16 protein-coding genes are annotated in these 13561 nt (G+C 64.2%); 11 read left to right on the top strand and 5 right to left on the bottom strand.

From position 1 onward, the window contains the following. Positions 1–7: 7 nt before the first annotated feature. Positions 8–706: an enoyl-CoA hydratase-related protein gene (locus G8767_RS18480; protein ID WP_095969025.1), complete on the bottom strand. Its 699-nt coding sequence runs from the start codon at positions 704–706 to the stop codon at positions 8–10. A gap of 67 nt (positions 707–773) precedes the next feature. On the opposite strand from G8767_RS18480, the gene G8767_RS18475 reads away from it, so the two are divergent. Both G8767_RS18475 and G8767_RS18470 read left to right on the top strand, forming a co-directional pair. Beyond that, positions 774–1571: a purine-nucleoside phosphorylase gene (locus tag G8767_RS18475; protein WP_095969024.1), complete on the top strand. Its 798-nt coding sequence runs from the start codon at positions 774–776 to the stop codon at positions 1569–1571. Continuing rightward, on the top strand, positions 1568–3160 hold the full coding sequence (locus tag G8767_RS18470; protein WP_166811045.1) for a phospho-sugar mutase: 1593 nt from the start codon (positions 1568–1570) through the stop codon (positions 3158–3160). Before G8767_RS18475 ends, G8767_RS18470 begins: the two co-directional genes overlap by 4 nt. On the opposite strand, the gene upp is transcribed toward G8767_RS18470, so the two are convergent. Further along, positions 3157–3780: a uracil phosphoribosyltransferase gene (gene upp, locus G8767_RS18465; RefSeq protein WP_007727319.1), complete on the bottom strand. Its 624-nt coding sequence runs from the start codon at positions 3778–3780 to the stop codon at positions 3157–3159. The genes G8767_RS18470 and upp overlap by 4 nt on opposite strands. A gap of 81 nt (positions 3781–3861) precedes the next feature. On the opposite strand from upp, the gene G8767_RS18460 reads away from it, so the two are divergent. Genes G8767_RS18460 through G8767_RS18440 form a run of 5 tightly spaced genes read left to right on the top strand, consistent with a single transcriptional unit; the run spans position 3862 to position 7097 of the window. Next, a complete protein-coding gene (locus tag G8767_RS18460; RefSeq protein WP_124566460.1) occupies positions 3862–4176 on the top strand; it encodes a type VII secretion target in 315 nt (104 codons plus the stop codon). Further along, positions 4173–5165 (top strand): C40 family peptidase, encoded by a 993-nt coding sequence (locus G8767_RS18455; RefSeq protein WP_166811043.1) that lies wholly within the window; start codon positions 4173–4175, stop codon positions 5163–5165. Before G8767_RS18460 ends, G8767_RS18455 begins: the two co-directional genes overlap by 4 nt. Positions 5166–5173: 8 nt before the next feature. Then, the gene (locus G8767_RS18450) at positions 5174–5515 is read left to right on the top strand and encodes a hypothetical protein (RefSeq protein WP_124566584.1); all 342 of its coding nucleotides are present in this window, start codon (positions 5174–5176) and stop codon (positions 5513–5515) included. 17 nt (positions 5516–5532) lie between these two features. Continuing rightward, positions 5533–5811, top strand: a complete 279-nt coding sequence (locus tag G8767_RS18445) for a YbaB/EbfC family nucleoid-associated protein (RefSeq protein ID WP_206029481.1) — start codon at positions 5533–5535, stop codon at positions 5809–5811. Positions 5812–5858: 47 nt separating this feature from the next. Next, positions 5859–7097: a primosomal protein gene (locus G8767_RS18440; RefSeq protein WP_095969019.1), complete on the top strand. Its 1239-nt coding sequence runs from the start codon at positions 5859–5861 to the stop codon at positions 7095–7097. A 15-nt stretch (positions 7098–7112) separates the two neighbouring features. On the opposite strand, the gene G8767_RS18435 is transcribed toward G8767_RS18440, so the two are convergent. Genes G8767_RS18435 through G8767_RS18425 form a run of 3 tightly spaced genes read right to left on the bottom strand, consistent with a single transcriptional unit; the run spans position 7113 to position 9897 of the window. Beyond that, positions 7113–8195 (bottom strand): adenosine deaminase, encoded by a 1083-nt coding sequence (locus tag G8767_RS18435; protein WP_166811039.1) that lies wholly within the window; start codon positions 8193–8195, stop codon positions 7113–7115. A gap of 9 nt (positions 8196–8204) precedes the next feature. Beyond that, positions 8205–9500 carry a thymidine phosphorylase gene (locus G8767_RS18430; RefSeq protein WP_095969017.1) on the bottom strand — a complete coding sequence of 432 codons (1296 nt, stop codon included), beginning with the start codon at positions 9498–9500 and terminating at the stop codon, positions 8205–8207. Further along, the gene (locus tag G8767_RS18425) at positions 9493–9897 is read right to left on the bottom strand and encodes a cytidine deaminase (protein ID WP_095969016.1); all 405 of its coding nucleotides are present in this window, start codon (positions 9895–9897) and stop codon (positions 9493–9495) included. Before G8767_RS18425 ends, G8767_RS18430 begins: the two co-directional genes overlap by 8 nt. A gap of 253 nt (positions 9898–10150) precedes the next feature. Here G8767_RS18425 and sdhC point away from each other — a divergent pair, with 253 nt between their 5' ends. The 4 genes from sdhC to G8767_RS18405 are packed head-to-tail and all read left to right on the top strand — an operon-like array spanning position 10151 to position 13546. Next, positions 10151–10555, top strand: a complete 405-nt coding sequence (gene sdhC / locus G8767_RS18420; protein ID WP_185564407.1) for a succinate dehydrogenase, cytochrome b556 subunit — start codon at positions 10151–10153, stop codon at positions 10553–10555. A gap of 1 nt (position 10556) precedes the next feature. Further along, positions 10557–11012 (top strand): succinate dehydrogenase hydrophobic membrane anchor subunit, encoded by a 456-nt coding sequence (locus tag G8767_RS18415; protein WP_003940699.1) that lies wholly within the window; start codon positions 10557–10559, stop codon positions 11010–11012. 15 nt (positions 11013–11027) lie between these two features. Further along, positions 11028–12779 carry a succinate dehydrogenase flavoprotein subunit gene (gene sdhA / locus G8767_RS18410; RefSeq protein WP_003941011.1) on the top strand — a complete coding sequence of 584 codons (1752 nt, stop codon included), beginning with the start codon at positions 11028–11030 and terminating at the stop codon, positions 12777–12779. Continuing rightward, complete coding sequence (locus G8767_RS18405) at positions 12779–13546, top strand: succinate dehydrogenase iron-sulfur subunit (protein WP_003940925.1); 768 nt, start codon at positions 12779–12781, stop codon at positions 13544–13546. The genes sdhA and G8767_RS18405 overlap by 1 nt, the downstream gene beginning before the upstream one ends. Positions 13547–13561 lie beyond the last annotated feature (15 nt).

Raw genomic sequence — 13561 nt, 5'->3', positions numbered from 1 at the left:
CATTGTCTCACCCGAAGGAGAAGTTGCTCTTGTCAGTCACCTGAGCGAGGTCCGCAAGAGCATCGCGGTGGATGCCTGCCTTGATTCCCGCCAAGTTCTTGCCGTGAGTCGACGTCAGTGCGGACGCCTTGGCCACTGCTGCGGCGAGCACTCCCTCGCCGTCGACCGTTTCCTGCACGATGCCGGCAGCGAGTGCGTCGGCACCGCCGAAGCGACGCCCTGTCGTCATGGCGTCGACTGCCGTCTGCTTGGGCAGACGACTGTTCAACAGCGCGGACATCCCGACTGTGAACGGCATGTTCAGTCCGACCTCGGGGAGGCAGTAGAAGCCGCGGTCCGCGCGCATGATCTGGAAGTCGTGCGAGGACGCGAGCATCGCACCGGCGCCGAATGCGTGCCCCTGCACGGCCGCGACCGTGGCCATCGGGAAGGTCAGCAAACGGCTGTAGATGGTGTGGACCTTGTCGAGGTAACCGGGCAGACCGTCGAGATTGCCGAAGATCCACGTCGTGTCCAGGCCGTTCGTGTAGAACTTGCCCGTCGCCGTCGTTACCAGGGCCGCCGGCCCCTCGTGCGCTTCGACCTCGTCCAACTTGCTGTGAACAGCGTCGATCCACTCGGGACCGAAGCGGTTCTCGTTGTCCGTTTCGCCCTCGTTGCCGAGGTACAGGATGAATACGTCGCCGTCGCGTTCGAGATAAGGCATGGATGGGAGAGTAACGCCCGCCAACTCACCCGGCGAACCGACCCGACTCCTCAGTAGGGTTGCTCACATGGGAACGATCGCCGAGGCCGCCGCCGCTGCTCTGTCCGCCATGACTGGCTCTTCGTCACCGTCAGTCGCCATCGTGCTCGGGTCGGGGTGGACCGATGCCGCAGACGTCTTCGGTGACGCCGGTGCGGACGTGACAGCTGAAGTCTCGATGGCGGATCTGCCTGGCTTCGCCCCACCGTCCGCCCTCGGCCATGCGGGCACCATTCGTTCGGTGCGCGTCGCAAACACAGAAGTCCTGCTGCTGCTCGGGCGCGCGCATGCGTACGAGGGCCACGATCTCGGCACTGTTGTCCACCCGGTCCGGACAGCCATTGCTGCCGGCGCCGACACGGTCATCCTCACCAATGCGGCCGGCGGTATCCGCGAGGACTACGCAGTGGGGCAACCGGTGCTGATCAGTGACCACCTGAATCTGACGGCCCGCTCCCCCCTCGTCGGCGCGGAGTTCGTCGACCTGGTCGACGCCTACTCGCCGGAGCTGCGCGCGCTGGCTCGCTCGATCGACCCGGGCCTTGCCGAGGGCGTCTACGCCGGCCTTCCCGGACCGCACTACGAGACTCCGGCCGAGATTCGAATGCTTCGTACGCTCGGCGCCGATCTGGTCGGCATGTCGACGGTTCACGAGACCATCGCGGCCCGCGCGCTCGGCGCCCGGGTGCTCGGCATCTCGATGGTCACCAATCTGGCCGCCGGAATCACGGGCGCCCCGCTCGATCACCAGGAAGTGCTGGCGGCAGGCAAAGCATCGGCGGCCCGGATGGGAGTGCTGCTGCGCCAACTGGTCGAACAGCTGTGACACCACAGAACGTCACCGAGTGGATCGACGCCGATCCGGACCCCGTCACTCGCGCAGAACTAGCAGCACTCTCGGAACATGAACTGGCCGAACGATTTTCCGCACCACTGGCGTTCGGCACTGCTGGGCTCCGCGGGCCAGTGCGCGGCGGCCCCAACGGCATGAACCTCGCGGTCGTCATCCGAACCACGGCCGGTCTGGCGGCCTGGCTGACAGCTCGCTGCCAGGGTGGGTCCCGCATCGTCGTCGGCCGCGACGCCCGGCGCGGTTCCGAGGAATTCGCTCTCGCTGCCGCCGAGGTCATGGCGGCGGCCGGGTTCGAGGTGACCCTGCTCCCCCGCCCACTGCCGACGCCCCTTGTGGCGTTCGCGGTGCGCAGGCTCGGGGCAGCGGCAGGTATCCAGATCACCGCCTCCCACAATCCTGCCGCCGACAACGGCTACAAGGTGTACCTGTCGGGTGGGGCGCAACTCGTCTCCCCCGCCGATCGTGAAATCGAGAGCGAGATCGCCCGCGTCGGTGGTGCTGCCGACGTCCCTCGAGTCTCGGTGATTCCAGCTGACGAATCGCTGGTCGAGGCATACATCGCCCGCGTCGCGACCCTTCCCCACGGTAGCTCCCGCTCGGCCCGAATTGCGCTCACGGCGATGCACGGCGTCGGCGGCGAAACCGCGATATCAGCTCTGCGAGCAGCAGGATTCGAGGACCTGCACGTCGTGGCGGAGCAGTTCGATCCCGACCCCACGTTCCCGACCGTCGACTTCCCCAACCCCGAAGAGCCCGGCGCGGCCGACCGCCTGCTCGCACTGGCCCGAAGAGTCGACGCTGATCTGGCGATCGCACTCGACCCGGATGCCGACCGCTGCGCCGTCGGAGTTCGCGACGGTGATCAGTGGCGCATGTTGCGCGGCGACGAGACCGGGGTGCTCCTGGCCGACCACGTGCTGAGCACGGCGCCCGAAGATTCGTTGGTGGCGACGACGATCGTCTCCTCGACTCTGCTTTCGAAGTTGGCGAAAGCTCGCGGAGCGAGGTTTGCGCAGACACTCACCGGGTTCAAGTGGCTCACGCGCGCCGGCGACGGACTGGTTTACGCCTACGAGGAAGCGATCGGGCACTGCGTCGATCCGGATGTGGTGCGAGACAAGGACGGAATCTCGGCTGCCGTACTGGTGGCCGACTTGGCTGCCACCCTCACGGACAGCAACCGAACCCTGTTGGACGTGCTGGACGACTATGCCGTCGAATTCGGACTGCATCGCGGGGACCAAGTGTCCCGCCGCGTCGAGGATTCGAGCGACATCGCGGACATGATGAAACGACTGCGCGCCGATCCGCCTGGCCGACTCGCGGGCGAGCCGGTCACGATCGAGGACTTGGCCGAAGTTCGCGGCGGTATGCGCACCGACGCAGTGATGTTCGACGGACCGTCGATCCGCGTGGTCGTTCGACCGTCCGGAACCGAGCCCAAGCTCAAGTGTTATCTCGAAGTTGTCGTCCCGGTCGCGAACCGCGGCGACCTCGCGACCGCCCACGAGGCGGCGAAGGCCCGGCTGGCCGAACTCCGAACCTTCGCCCTTTCGCTCTAGCGGGGTCCGAACTGCCGATCGCCGGCGTCACCGAGACCGGGGACGATGAAAGCGTTCTCGTCGAGTCCGTCGTCGATGCTCGCGATGACCAGACGAACCGGGTGGCCGGACGCTGCCAACGCGTCGACGCCGGCCGGAGCGGCCACAACGCACACTGCCGTGACATCGGTCGCGCCACGCGCAACCAGCAAGTCGATGGTGTGCACCATCGAACCTCCGGTGGCGAGCATCGGATCGAGCACGAACACGGGGATACCGGACAGATCCGCCGGCAAGGATTCGAGGTACGGAACCGGCTGATGCGTCTCTTCGTCTCGTGCCATTCCGACGAAGCCGACGCCGGCCGACGGAATCAGCGCACTCGCCTGTTCGACCATCCCCAGACCGGCCCGCAGCACGGGGACGAGCAACGGCGGCTTCGCGAGCCGGATGCCCGTCGTCGCAGCTACCGGGGTGTCGACCGGGAACTCCTCGACCTCCGCGTCACGCATGGCCTCGTAGACCAGCATGTGCGTGAGCCTGCGAAGTGCGGAACGAAAAGTCGCGTTCTCACTGCGTGCGTCACGCATTGTGGTCAAGAGGGCCGCCGCGAGCGGATGGTCGACTACGTGCGTTTGCATGACCATCAGAATAGTTCCTCGGGAACCGGAGCACCCCGCGCGGCGTCCAAGAAGAAGTAAGCGCAACGGGGGGAAGACAAGTTGACAAATCTGGATCTGGACACCGAAAGCATCGCGGAGTTCGCTGCGCGGTTGGGCACTGTGGCCGAGAACGTCGCCCAAGCGCGACAGGACGCAGCGGGCGGCGATCATCTGGCTCTGGCCGCTGTCCTGGGGCTGATCGGCAGCGACTTCATCGGTGTCGCGGGCCGGGCACAACAAGCGCACATCGACGACATCGATCGACTGTCCGCTGTGATTTCCAGTGTCCAGTCGGCCACCCGCGACGCCCACGCCACCTATCTCGACTCCGAGGAATCGGTACGAACGACTCTCGCTGAGGCTGGACGCTCATGATCGACGTCGACGCTCTCGCACGACCGATCATCGATTTGGTCGACACCGTCGGGTCCGGTGTCCCCAGCGCAAGTGGACCCGACGCCGGTATCCGAATCGCTTCGGACGTCCTCGAAATCGCATACCGATTGGGAAGCGCTGCTCTGAGCGAACTCGCGTCCTCGCAGAGTTCGTCGACTGCCCTCACTGCTGCGGTGACCACAACCGAGCAGACGCAGACGTCGACGCGAAACCTCGCCGATCGCGGAAACGACATCGCCGGCGTCGTGGACGAAGCGACAACGTCCGTGTCCGCGGGAATGACCGAACTCGGTGAGATTCTTCAGTCCTTTCTGACCCTCGCGATCAAGGCCGGACCGACGCTCATGACGCCGACAGGGCAATTGATGTTGCTGTCGGCCGCGTTGGAGCACCTCGGACGCGCGGTATCGGTAATCGAGCGGGTACGCGGTGAGCTGGCAGGGTCGACCGAGAAGATGTCCGCGCTGATCCCACCCGTCCCGATACCCGAACCCGCGCCTGGCGCATCCGGTTCTGCGAGTGGTTCCGGTGCCACAGGTGTTTCCGGTGCCACAGGTGGCTCCGGTTCCACAGGCGGAGTAGAGGTTGAACTTCCCGACGGATCGACCGCCACCGCACCGAACGCCGAGGCCGCTGCCGCCGTACGCAACGCACTCACTCAACAGGGTGTCCCCTACGCCTGGGGAGGTACGACACCCGGAGTCGGCCTGGACTGCAGCGGGTTGACGCAATGGGCGTACGGCCAGGCCGGGGTCGACATTCCGAGGTTGGCACAGGAACAGGGAATCGGGAACCAGATCGATCAGAACAATCTGATGCCGGGCGACCTCGCGGTCTGGGACGGCCACGTCGCGATGGTGATCGGCGGCGGCCAGATGATCGAAGCCGGCGACCCTGTCGAGATCAGCGCCATCCGAACCACGAACAGCGGCATGGGCTTTCACGGCTTCTACCGTCCGACGGAATGACAGGAAACATGTCCGAGAACATGCGTGAATCACCGCCGATCATCACAGCCGTCGCCGTCAACCGATCTGGAACCATCGCAGTCCGCGCCACGGAGCACGCCGTTCCCGTGGACCTGCGGATCAGCCAGGACGAACTGCGGTACGGCGGGGAACGGTTGGCGCAACAGATACTCACGCTGTGCTCGAAAGCGGCCGTCGAAGCCGGCGCCCTCCATCGTGTGGAGCTCGAGGCGACCGGCGTTCCGGCGGCGATTCTCGATCGACTCGGTCTCGCGACCCGAGACGAACTGGCCGATGTCGACGCCGCCGAGGATCAGAGCCTTCCGTCGAGCTGGATGCGTTCGCTGTGAACGAGATGGATCGAATCATGGAGCTGGCGAAACACCGGACCGGACTCTTGCAGGACGCCGTCGACGGGGTCAACGCTCTGCGGGTAGTCGTCTCGAGCGAGGGTGGGATAGTCACGGCAACTGTCGACGGGTTGGGCGCTCTGGTCGACCTACGGGTAACCGACGCAATCACCGCGATGAATTCTCGCACGGTGGCCGCATTGACGGTGGCAACTATTCACCAGGCAGTTCAACAGTCCAGCGACGAACGAGAGCGACTGGTCAGTGAGCTCCGAGTGACACTGAAACAAACGTGACGAACCCCCGCTATGCCTTTCGCTCTGCGGTGGATAGGCTTCCGCCCATGGCTGGAGACATCGTCCCTATCGAAATCGGACTCACCGACGGAGACCTCGTCACTTTGTGGGCTCCCCGCTGGCGCGAGGGCGACGACGAGTGGGAAGCGTTTCTCGGCCATGAGGAAGACCTGTACGGGTTCTCCTCCGTCGCAGAACTCGCGGCCTTCATCCGAACGGATTCCGACAACGATCTGGTCGAGCATCCGGCGTGGGCCGTCGTCTCCGGACTGTCGGCAGCCGAGCTCGAACCGGAGGAGAACTTCACCTTCGACTTCGTGGGCGTGCCCGAACTGGCCGCAGGCGACCCTGAGGCACTGGTGGTCTCGGAACTCGAAGACACCCTGAACATGGCTCGCAACATCGGTGAGGTGTGCGAACTCGACGCGGTCATCCGCTTCTTCAGCGGCCATCCGGTACTCGGGGCACTTGCCACCGGAGCCGGCACCTTCGAAGGCCGCGAAGGCCTCGAGCTGTGGGATCAGGTCGGCGCTGCGATCGTCAAGGACTGGGACGCCGTGCTCGACGCCATCGACAAGGTGGTCACCTCCCCGAAGGTCGATGCAGCTGCCGTGGCGGTCGCCGAAGCCGAACTGCTCGCTGCCGCCGAGAACACCGTCGATGCAGACGATGTCGCCGAAGAGGGCGAGGACGAGGAATTCGACGAAGACGACCTCGACGAGGACGAAGACGAAATCGAGACTTTCTGGGGCGAGGTCGGCGTCGACCCGATCCGCATCATCACCTCGGCCGAGACGTTCTACACTCTGCGCTGCTACATGGGTGATCAGGCGATCTTCCTCGGCAAGGACGGACTGATCACCGTCTTCCGTAGCGAGCGCGCACTCGCTCGGTACCTCGCCGACAACCACGAACACGATCTCTCGCAGGTCAGCACGTACGGCGAAATTCAGAATGCTGCCGTCGACGGTTCTCTCGAAATCGAAGTCACGGACGAGAACGTCTACGTTCTGCCCGGCATCGCCGACGACCTCGCCCAGGGCCCCGACGTCGTCGACGCCGAGCAACTGGAACTCGCCGTCGAATTGTTCACCGATGCAGCTGATTTCGCCGACGACGACTCCACCGAGGAAATTCTGTCCGCATCGAACGAGCTGGGCTGGTACGTCTCGTACCTCCTCAACCCCGATCCGTCGCGGATGGCTCCGAGCGCACCGTTCACGAAGGAATCCGAGACCTGGCGCGAACTCGAGCGTGAGTTCGAGGCTCGGTTGCGGCCCGAGTAGACCGGTGACCGGCCTCTAGCCGATGAGCACGGCGTAGCCCGGCTTGATCACGTCGTCGATCAACGCTAGGCGCTCGTCGAACGGGATGAAGGCCGACTTCATCGCGTTGATGGTGAAGCGTTCCAGATCGGTCCAGCCGTAACCGAAGGTCTCGACCAGCGCTGCCATTTCCCGACTCATGGTGGTGTCGCTCATCAGTCTGTTGTCGGTGTTGACGGTCACGCGGAAGCGCAAGTCCGCCAACAGTCCGAACGGATGGTCGGCCAGCGCAGCCACGGCTCCGGTCTGCACGTTCGAACTCGGGCACAGTTCGAGGGGAATGCGCATGTCGCGGACGTAGTTCGCGAGTCGACCCAACTCTGCCCCATCTCGGCCGTTCACGTCGATGTCGTCGACGATCCGCACGCCGTGGCCCAACCGGTCCGCTCCGCAGAAGGCGATGGCTTCGTGGATCGACGGCAATCCGAAGGCCTCGCCCGCGTGGATCGTGAAGTGAGCGTTTGCATCACGCATGTATTCGAATGCGTCGAGGTGCCGGCTCGGCGGGTTTCCGGCCTCGGCACCGGCGATGTCGAAACCGACCACCCCGCGGTCCCGGAATCGTACGGCGAGTTCGGCGATCTCTCGTGACCGGGCGGCATGCCTCATCGCCGTCAGGAGACACCCGATTCGGATCTCCCGTCCCGCGACCCTGGCCGCGGATTCGGCTCGGAAACCTTCGAGCACGTGCTCGACGACTTCGTCCAAGGTCAGGCCCTGTTCCAGGTGCTGCTCGGGCGCAAAACGGATTTCGGCGTAGACGACGTTGTCGTCGGCCAGGTCCTCGGCACATTCACGCGCTACCCGTGCAAGCCCTTCCGGGGTCTGCATCACGGCGACGGTATGCGCGAAAGTCTCGAGGTAGAGCTCGAGCGATCCGCTGTCGGCGGCAGTTCGGAACCATTGCGCCAGTTCGGATGCCGAATTCGCCGGCAGCCCGTCGTAACCACACTGCTCGGCCAGTTCGAGAACGGTCTCGGGCCGGAGTCCTCCGTCGAGGTGGTCGTGGAGTAGAACTTTGGGTGCGCTGCGGATGGTGGTCAACTCCGGTGCGTTCATTCGCCAACGCTAACGCGAATCACCCACAATTCGCTCGATGAGCAGCGGGCGCGCAACGGTGTCGGATTCCGTCCCGATCGACCAGCCACCGCCGAGGCTTCGACGCGCAGCGTCGAATCTCTCAGGTGTGTCGGTATGCAGTGTCATCAGCTTCTGTCCGGCGCGGACCGCGTCGCCAGGCTTTGCGTGCAGCTCGACGCCGGCACCGGCCTGCACGGCTTCACCCTGCCGTTCGCGTCCGGCTCCCAGTTTCCAGGCTGCGACGCCCACCGCCATGGCGTCGAGTCGAGTCAGGACGCCGTCTCGGTCCGCGGTGACGACGTCGCTGTGCCTGGCCACCGGCAGTGCTGCGTGCGGGTCCCCACCTTGGGCGGCGATCATCGCGCGCCATCGGTCCATGGCCGTGCCGTCGGCCAGTTTGTCTGCTGGGTCGATCCCGTCGATCCCAGCCGCGGACAGCATCTCCCGAGCCAGGACCAGGGTCAGCTCGACGACGTCCGAGGGCCCGCCGCCGGCCAGCACCTCGACGGATTCACGTACCTCGAGAGCGTTGCCCGCTGTCAATCCCAGCGGGGTGTCCATCCCGGTGATGAGAGCACTGGTACGCACGCCGGCGTCGTTGCCCAGCTCGACCATCGTGCGTGCCAACTCTCGCGCGTCGCCGAGGTCCTTCATGAACGCTCCGGAACCGACTTTGACGTCGAGCACCAGGGCGCCGGTTCCCTCGGCAATCTTCTTGCTCATGATCGAACTTGCGATCAGCGGAATGGATTCCACCGTTCCCGTCACGTCGCGCAGCGCGTAGAGCTTCTTGTCGGCGGGGGCCAGGTTCGCTCCGGCAGCACAGATCACGGCGCCGATTTTCGGGTCCGCGAGAATGTCGACCATCTCCGTCGCCGTGAGGTCGGCTCGCCAACCCGGAATGGATTCGAGCTTGTCGAGAGTTCCACCGGTATGACCGAGTCCGCGTCCCGACAACTGCGGGACTGCAAGACCACACGCAGCGACGAGGGGCGCGAGCGGAAGGGTGATCTTGTCCCCCACGCCACCGGTCGAATGCTTGTCGACGGTGGGCAGCGGCAAGTCCGAAAAGTCCATCCTCCCGCCGGATTCGATCATCGCCTCGGTCCATCGACCGGTCTCCGCCCGCGACATTCCGCGGAAATAGATCGCCATCGCGAGCGCCGACATCTGTTCGTCGCCGACGACCCCCTGCGTGAACGCCTGAACTATCCAGTCGATCTCGGTTCCCGACAGCTCGCGACCGTCACGCTTGGCGCCGATGATGGAAACTGCGTCAAACATGGCGGAGCCCTTCTGCTTGTTCCGGCCCGAAAGCATCGGGCAACAGTTCGCTCAGCGGCCTGAAACCACTGCTCGTGTCGACCAGCATCTCACCCCCGCCATGTTCGAGAAGAAGCTGTCTACACCGGCCGCAGGGCATCAGAATCGACCCCTTCGCGTCGCAGCACGTGAAGGCCACCAGCCGCCCACCCCCGGAGGCCGCCAAGTTACCGACGAGTCCACACTCGGCGCACAGGCTCAAACCGTATGAGACATTTTCCACATTGCATCCTGAGACGATTCGGCCATCGTCTACCAGGGCAGCTGCACCCACCGCATACCCCGAGTACGGTGCGTATGCCCTCCGCATGACCACTTGCGCGTTGTGCCGCAACAACTTCCAGTCGATGTCACCCATGGTTCGTTATCCAATCACGCTGACTGAATGGATGCAGAAACCACGCCGTAACCGTCTCGCAGAGATTGGAAAGGCAAACCTTACAAAGAGTTTGGTACGCGTACGAATCCCGCATCTGATTAGTTCCCGGTTTCACATAGGTTTAGAGTCTGAGTCAAGTCGGTTCAGGATCCCGTCGAGCCCGGGCTGAGGTACATCGAAGCTCTCTGCAGGCTCGACGCGTCCACCAATGACGTTGGAGGCACAGCACTCGATGAGTACTACGACTGAAGCCGCTCCTCAGAAGGAGCGCACGAGGTCGCTTTACCGGGGCGACCCCGGAATGTGGTCCTGGGTTCTACACCGGATCACAGGCGTCGCTACTTTCTTCTTCCTATTCGTACACGTTCTCGATACGGCACTCGTCCGGGTCAATCCCGATACGTACGACGCCGTCATCGACACGTACAAGAACCCCGTCGTCGGCCTCATGGAGATCGGCCTCGTCGGCGTAGTCCTCTACCACGCCCTCAACGGCGTGCGCGTGATGTTGGTGGACTTCTGGTCGAAGGGCCCGAAGTACCAGCGCGTCATGCTCTGGACCATTCTGACGATCTGGTTCCTGGTGATGATCCCGGGCGCCGGACGCATCCTCATCAACATGTTTGCGGAGCACTGACATGGCGACTACTCACGGACCCGAAGCCAAGAGCTTGGGCACCTCATACGACCGTCCCGCAAGCCTGGACAACCCGCGGTCCCCGCGCGCGAAGGCTCGGAACAACTTCGAGTTGTACGCATGGCTGTTCATGCGCTTCTCCGGCGTCGCCCTGATCGTTCTGGTCCTGGGCCACATGTTCATCATGCTGATGCTCGACGGTGGCGTTCACCGTTTGAACTTCGCATTCGTCGCAGGTCGCTGGTCCAGCCCGTTCTGGCAGTTCTGGGATCTGACGATGTTGTGGCTGGCACAGCTGCACGGCGGTAACGGTCTGCGCACGGTCATCGCGGACTACTCCCGCAAGGACTCCACGCGCTTCTGGCTGACCACGATCCTCGTTCTCTCGATGATCCTGATCATGGGCCTGGGCACGTACGTCATCTTCACCTTCGACCCCAATATCTCGGCGAGCTAGGGGAGCACAGACTTCATGCAGGAACATCGTTATGACGTGGTCATCGTCGGCGCCGGTGGCGCAGGCATGCGTGCGGCGATCGAAGCCGGCCCCCGTGCCCGCACGGCCGTACTGACCAAGCTCTACCCCACCCGCAGCCACACCGGCGCGGCCCAGGGCGGCATGTGTGCCGCACTGGCGAACGTGGAGGAAGACAACTGGGAGTGGCACACCTTCGACACCGTCAAGGGCGGCGACTACCTCGCCGACCAGGACGCCGTCGAGATCATGGCCAAAGAGGCCATCGACGCGGTGCTCGACCTCGAGAAGATGGGCCTGCCGTTCAACCGCACGCCCGAAGGCAAGATCGACCAGCGTCGATTCGGTGGCCACACCCGTGACCACGGCAAGGCACCCGTGCGCCGTGCGTGTTACGCAGCCGACCGCACCGGTCACATGATCCTGCAGACGCTCTACCAGAACTGCGTCAAGCACGACGTCGAGTTCTTCAACGAGTTCTACGCGCTCGACATCGCCATCACCGAGACCGAGGACGGCCCGGTTGCCACCGGCGTCATCTGCTACGAGCTCTCGACCGGCGAGCTGCACATCTTCCACGCCAAGTCGATCGTCTTCGCGACCGGCGGCTCGGGACGCATGTACAAGACGACGTCCAACGCGCACACCCTCACCGGTGACGGCATGGGCATCATCTTCCGCAAGGGCCTGCCGCTCGAGGACATGGAGTTCCACCAGTTCCACCCGACAGGACTCGCCGGCCTCGGCATCCTGATCTCGGAAGCCGTCCGTGGTGAAGGTGGCATTCTCCGTAATGCCGACGGTGAACGCTTCATGGAGCGTTACGCCCCCACCATCAAGGACCTCGCTCCCCGTGACATCGTGGCGCGCTCGATGGTCCTCGAGGTTCTCGAAGGCCGCGGTGCCGGCCCGAACAAGGACTACGTCTACATCGACGTGACCCACATCCCCGAGGAAGTTCTCGACGAGAAGCTCCCCGACATCATGGAGTTCTCGCGCACCTACCTCGGCGTGGACCCCGTCAAGGAGCCCGTGCCCGTCTACCCGACGTGCCACTACGTCATGGGCGGTATCCCCACCAAGATCAACGGTGAGGTGCTGCGCAACAACGACGAGATCGTCAAGGGCTTGTACGCCGCCGGCGAATGCGCCTGCGTCTCCGTACACGGTGCAAACCGTCTCGGTACCAACTCGCTCCTCGACATCAACGTGTTCGGTCGTCGCGCCGGCATCGCTGCCGCCGAGTACGCGAACTCCACCGAGTTCGTCGACATGCCGGAAACCCCGGCTGCGATGGTCGAAGACTGGGTCGGCGTCATCCTGTCCGATCACGGCCACGAGCGCGTTGCGGACATCCGCACCGAGCTGCAGCAGTCGATGGACAACAACGCTTCCGTCTTCCGCACCGAAGAGCGCCTCACCCAGGCACTCAAGGATGTGCGTGCTCTCAAGGAGCGCTACAACCACATCACGGTCCAGGACAAGGGCAAGCGCTACAACAGCGACCTGCTCGAGGCCATCGAGCTGGGCTTCCTCCTCGAAATGGCAGAGGTCACCGTCGTCGGCGCCCTCAACCGCAAGGAATCGCGCGGCGGCCACGCTCGCGAGGACTTCCCGGATCGCAACGACGCCGAGTACATGAAGCACACGATGGCGTACAAGGAGGGTGACGGCCTGCTCTCCGACATCCGTCTGGACTACAAGCCGGTGATCCAGACCCGCTACGAGCCGATGGAGCGTAAGTACTGATGTCTGCGCCTGCTGTAGATGCACCCAAACTCCCCGCTGTTCCCGAGGGGGCCGTCATGGTCACTCTCAAGATCGCGCGGATGAACCCTGAATCGGGCGAGGGCCAGCACTGGGACAGTTTCCAGGTCCCGGCACTGCCCACCGACCGTCTGCTCAACCTGCTGCTGTACGTGAAGGGCTACCTCGACGGCACCCTCACGTTCCGTCGCAGCTGCGCACACGGTGTCTGTGGATCGGACGCGATGCGGATCAACGGTGTGAACCGTCTGGCCTGCAAGCTGCTGATGAAGGACATGCTGCCCAAGGACGGCAAGCCGGTCACCATCACGGTCGAGCCCATCAAGGGCCTGCCCGTCGAGAAGGACCTGGTTGTCGACATGGAGCCCTTCTTCGACGCATTCCGCGCCGTGAAGCCGTTCCTCATCACCAGTGGCAACGAGCCCACTCGTGAGCGCATCCAGAGCCAGCACGACCGTGCTCGTTTCGACGACACGACGAAGTGCATCCTCTGCGCATGCTGCACCACGTCGTGCCCCGTGTACTGGAGCGACGGCAGCTACTTCGGTCCCGCTGCCATCGTGAACGCACACCGGTTCATCTTCGACAGCCGTGACGAGGCCGCTTCCGAGCGTCTCGACATCCTGAACGACAAGGACGGCGTGTGGCGTTGCCGCACCACGTTCAACTGCACCGACGCGTGCCCCCGCGGCATCCAGGTGACGAAGGCAATTCAGGAAGTCAAGCGAGCGCTGCTCTTCGCTCGATAGTCGGGCCTTCGGCCC

The sequence above is a fragment of the Rhodococcus sp. IC4_135 genome (genome assembly GCF_011602025.1).
In the GTDB taxonomy this organism is placed as follows: Bacteria; Actinomycetota; Actinomycetes; order Mycobacteriales; family Mycobacteriaceae; genus Rhodococcus_F; species Rhodococcus_F baikonurensis.
The sequence above is the reverse complement of the archived record's forward strand: the minus strand, read 5'-3'. Positions and strand labels throughout refer to the sequence as shown.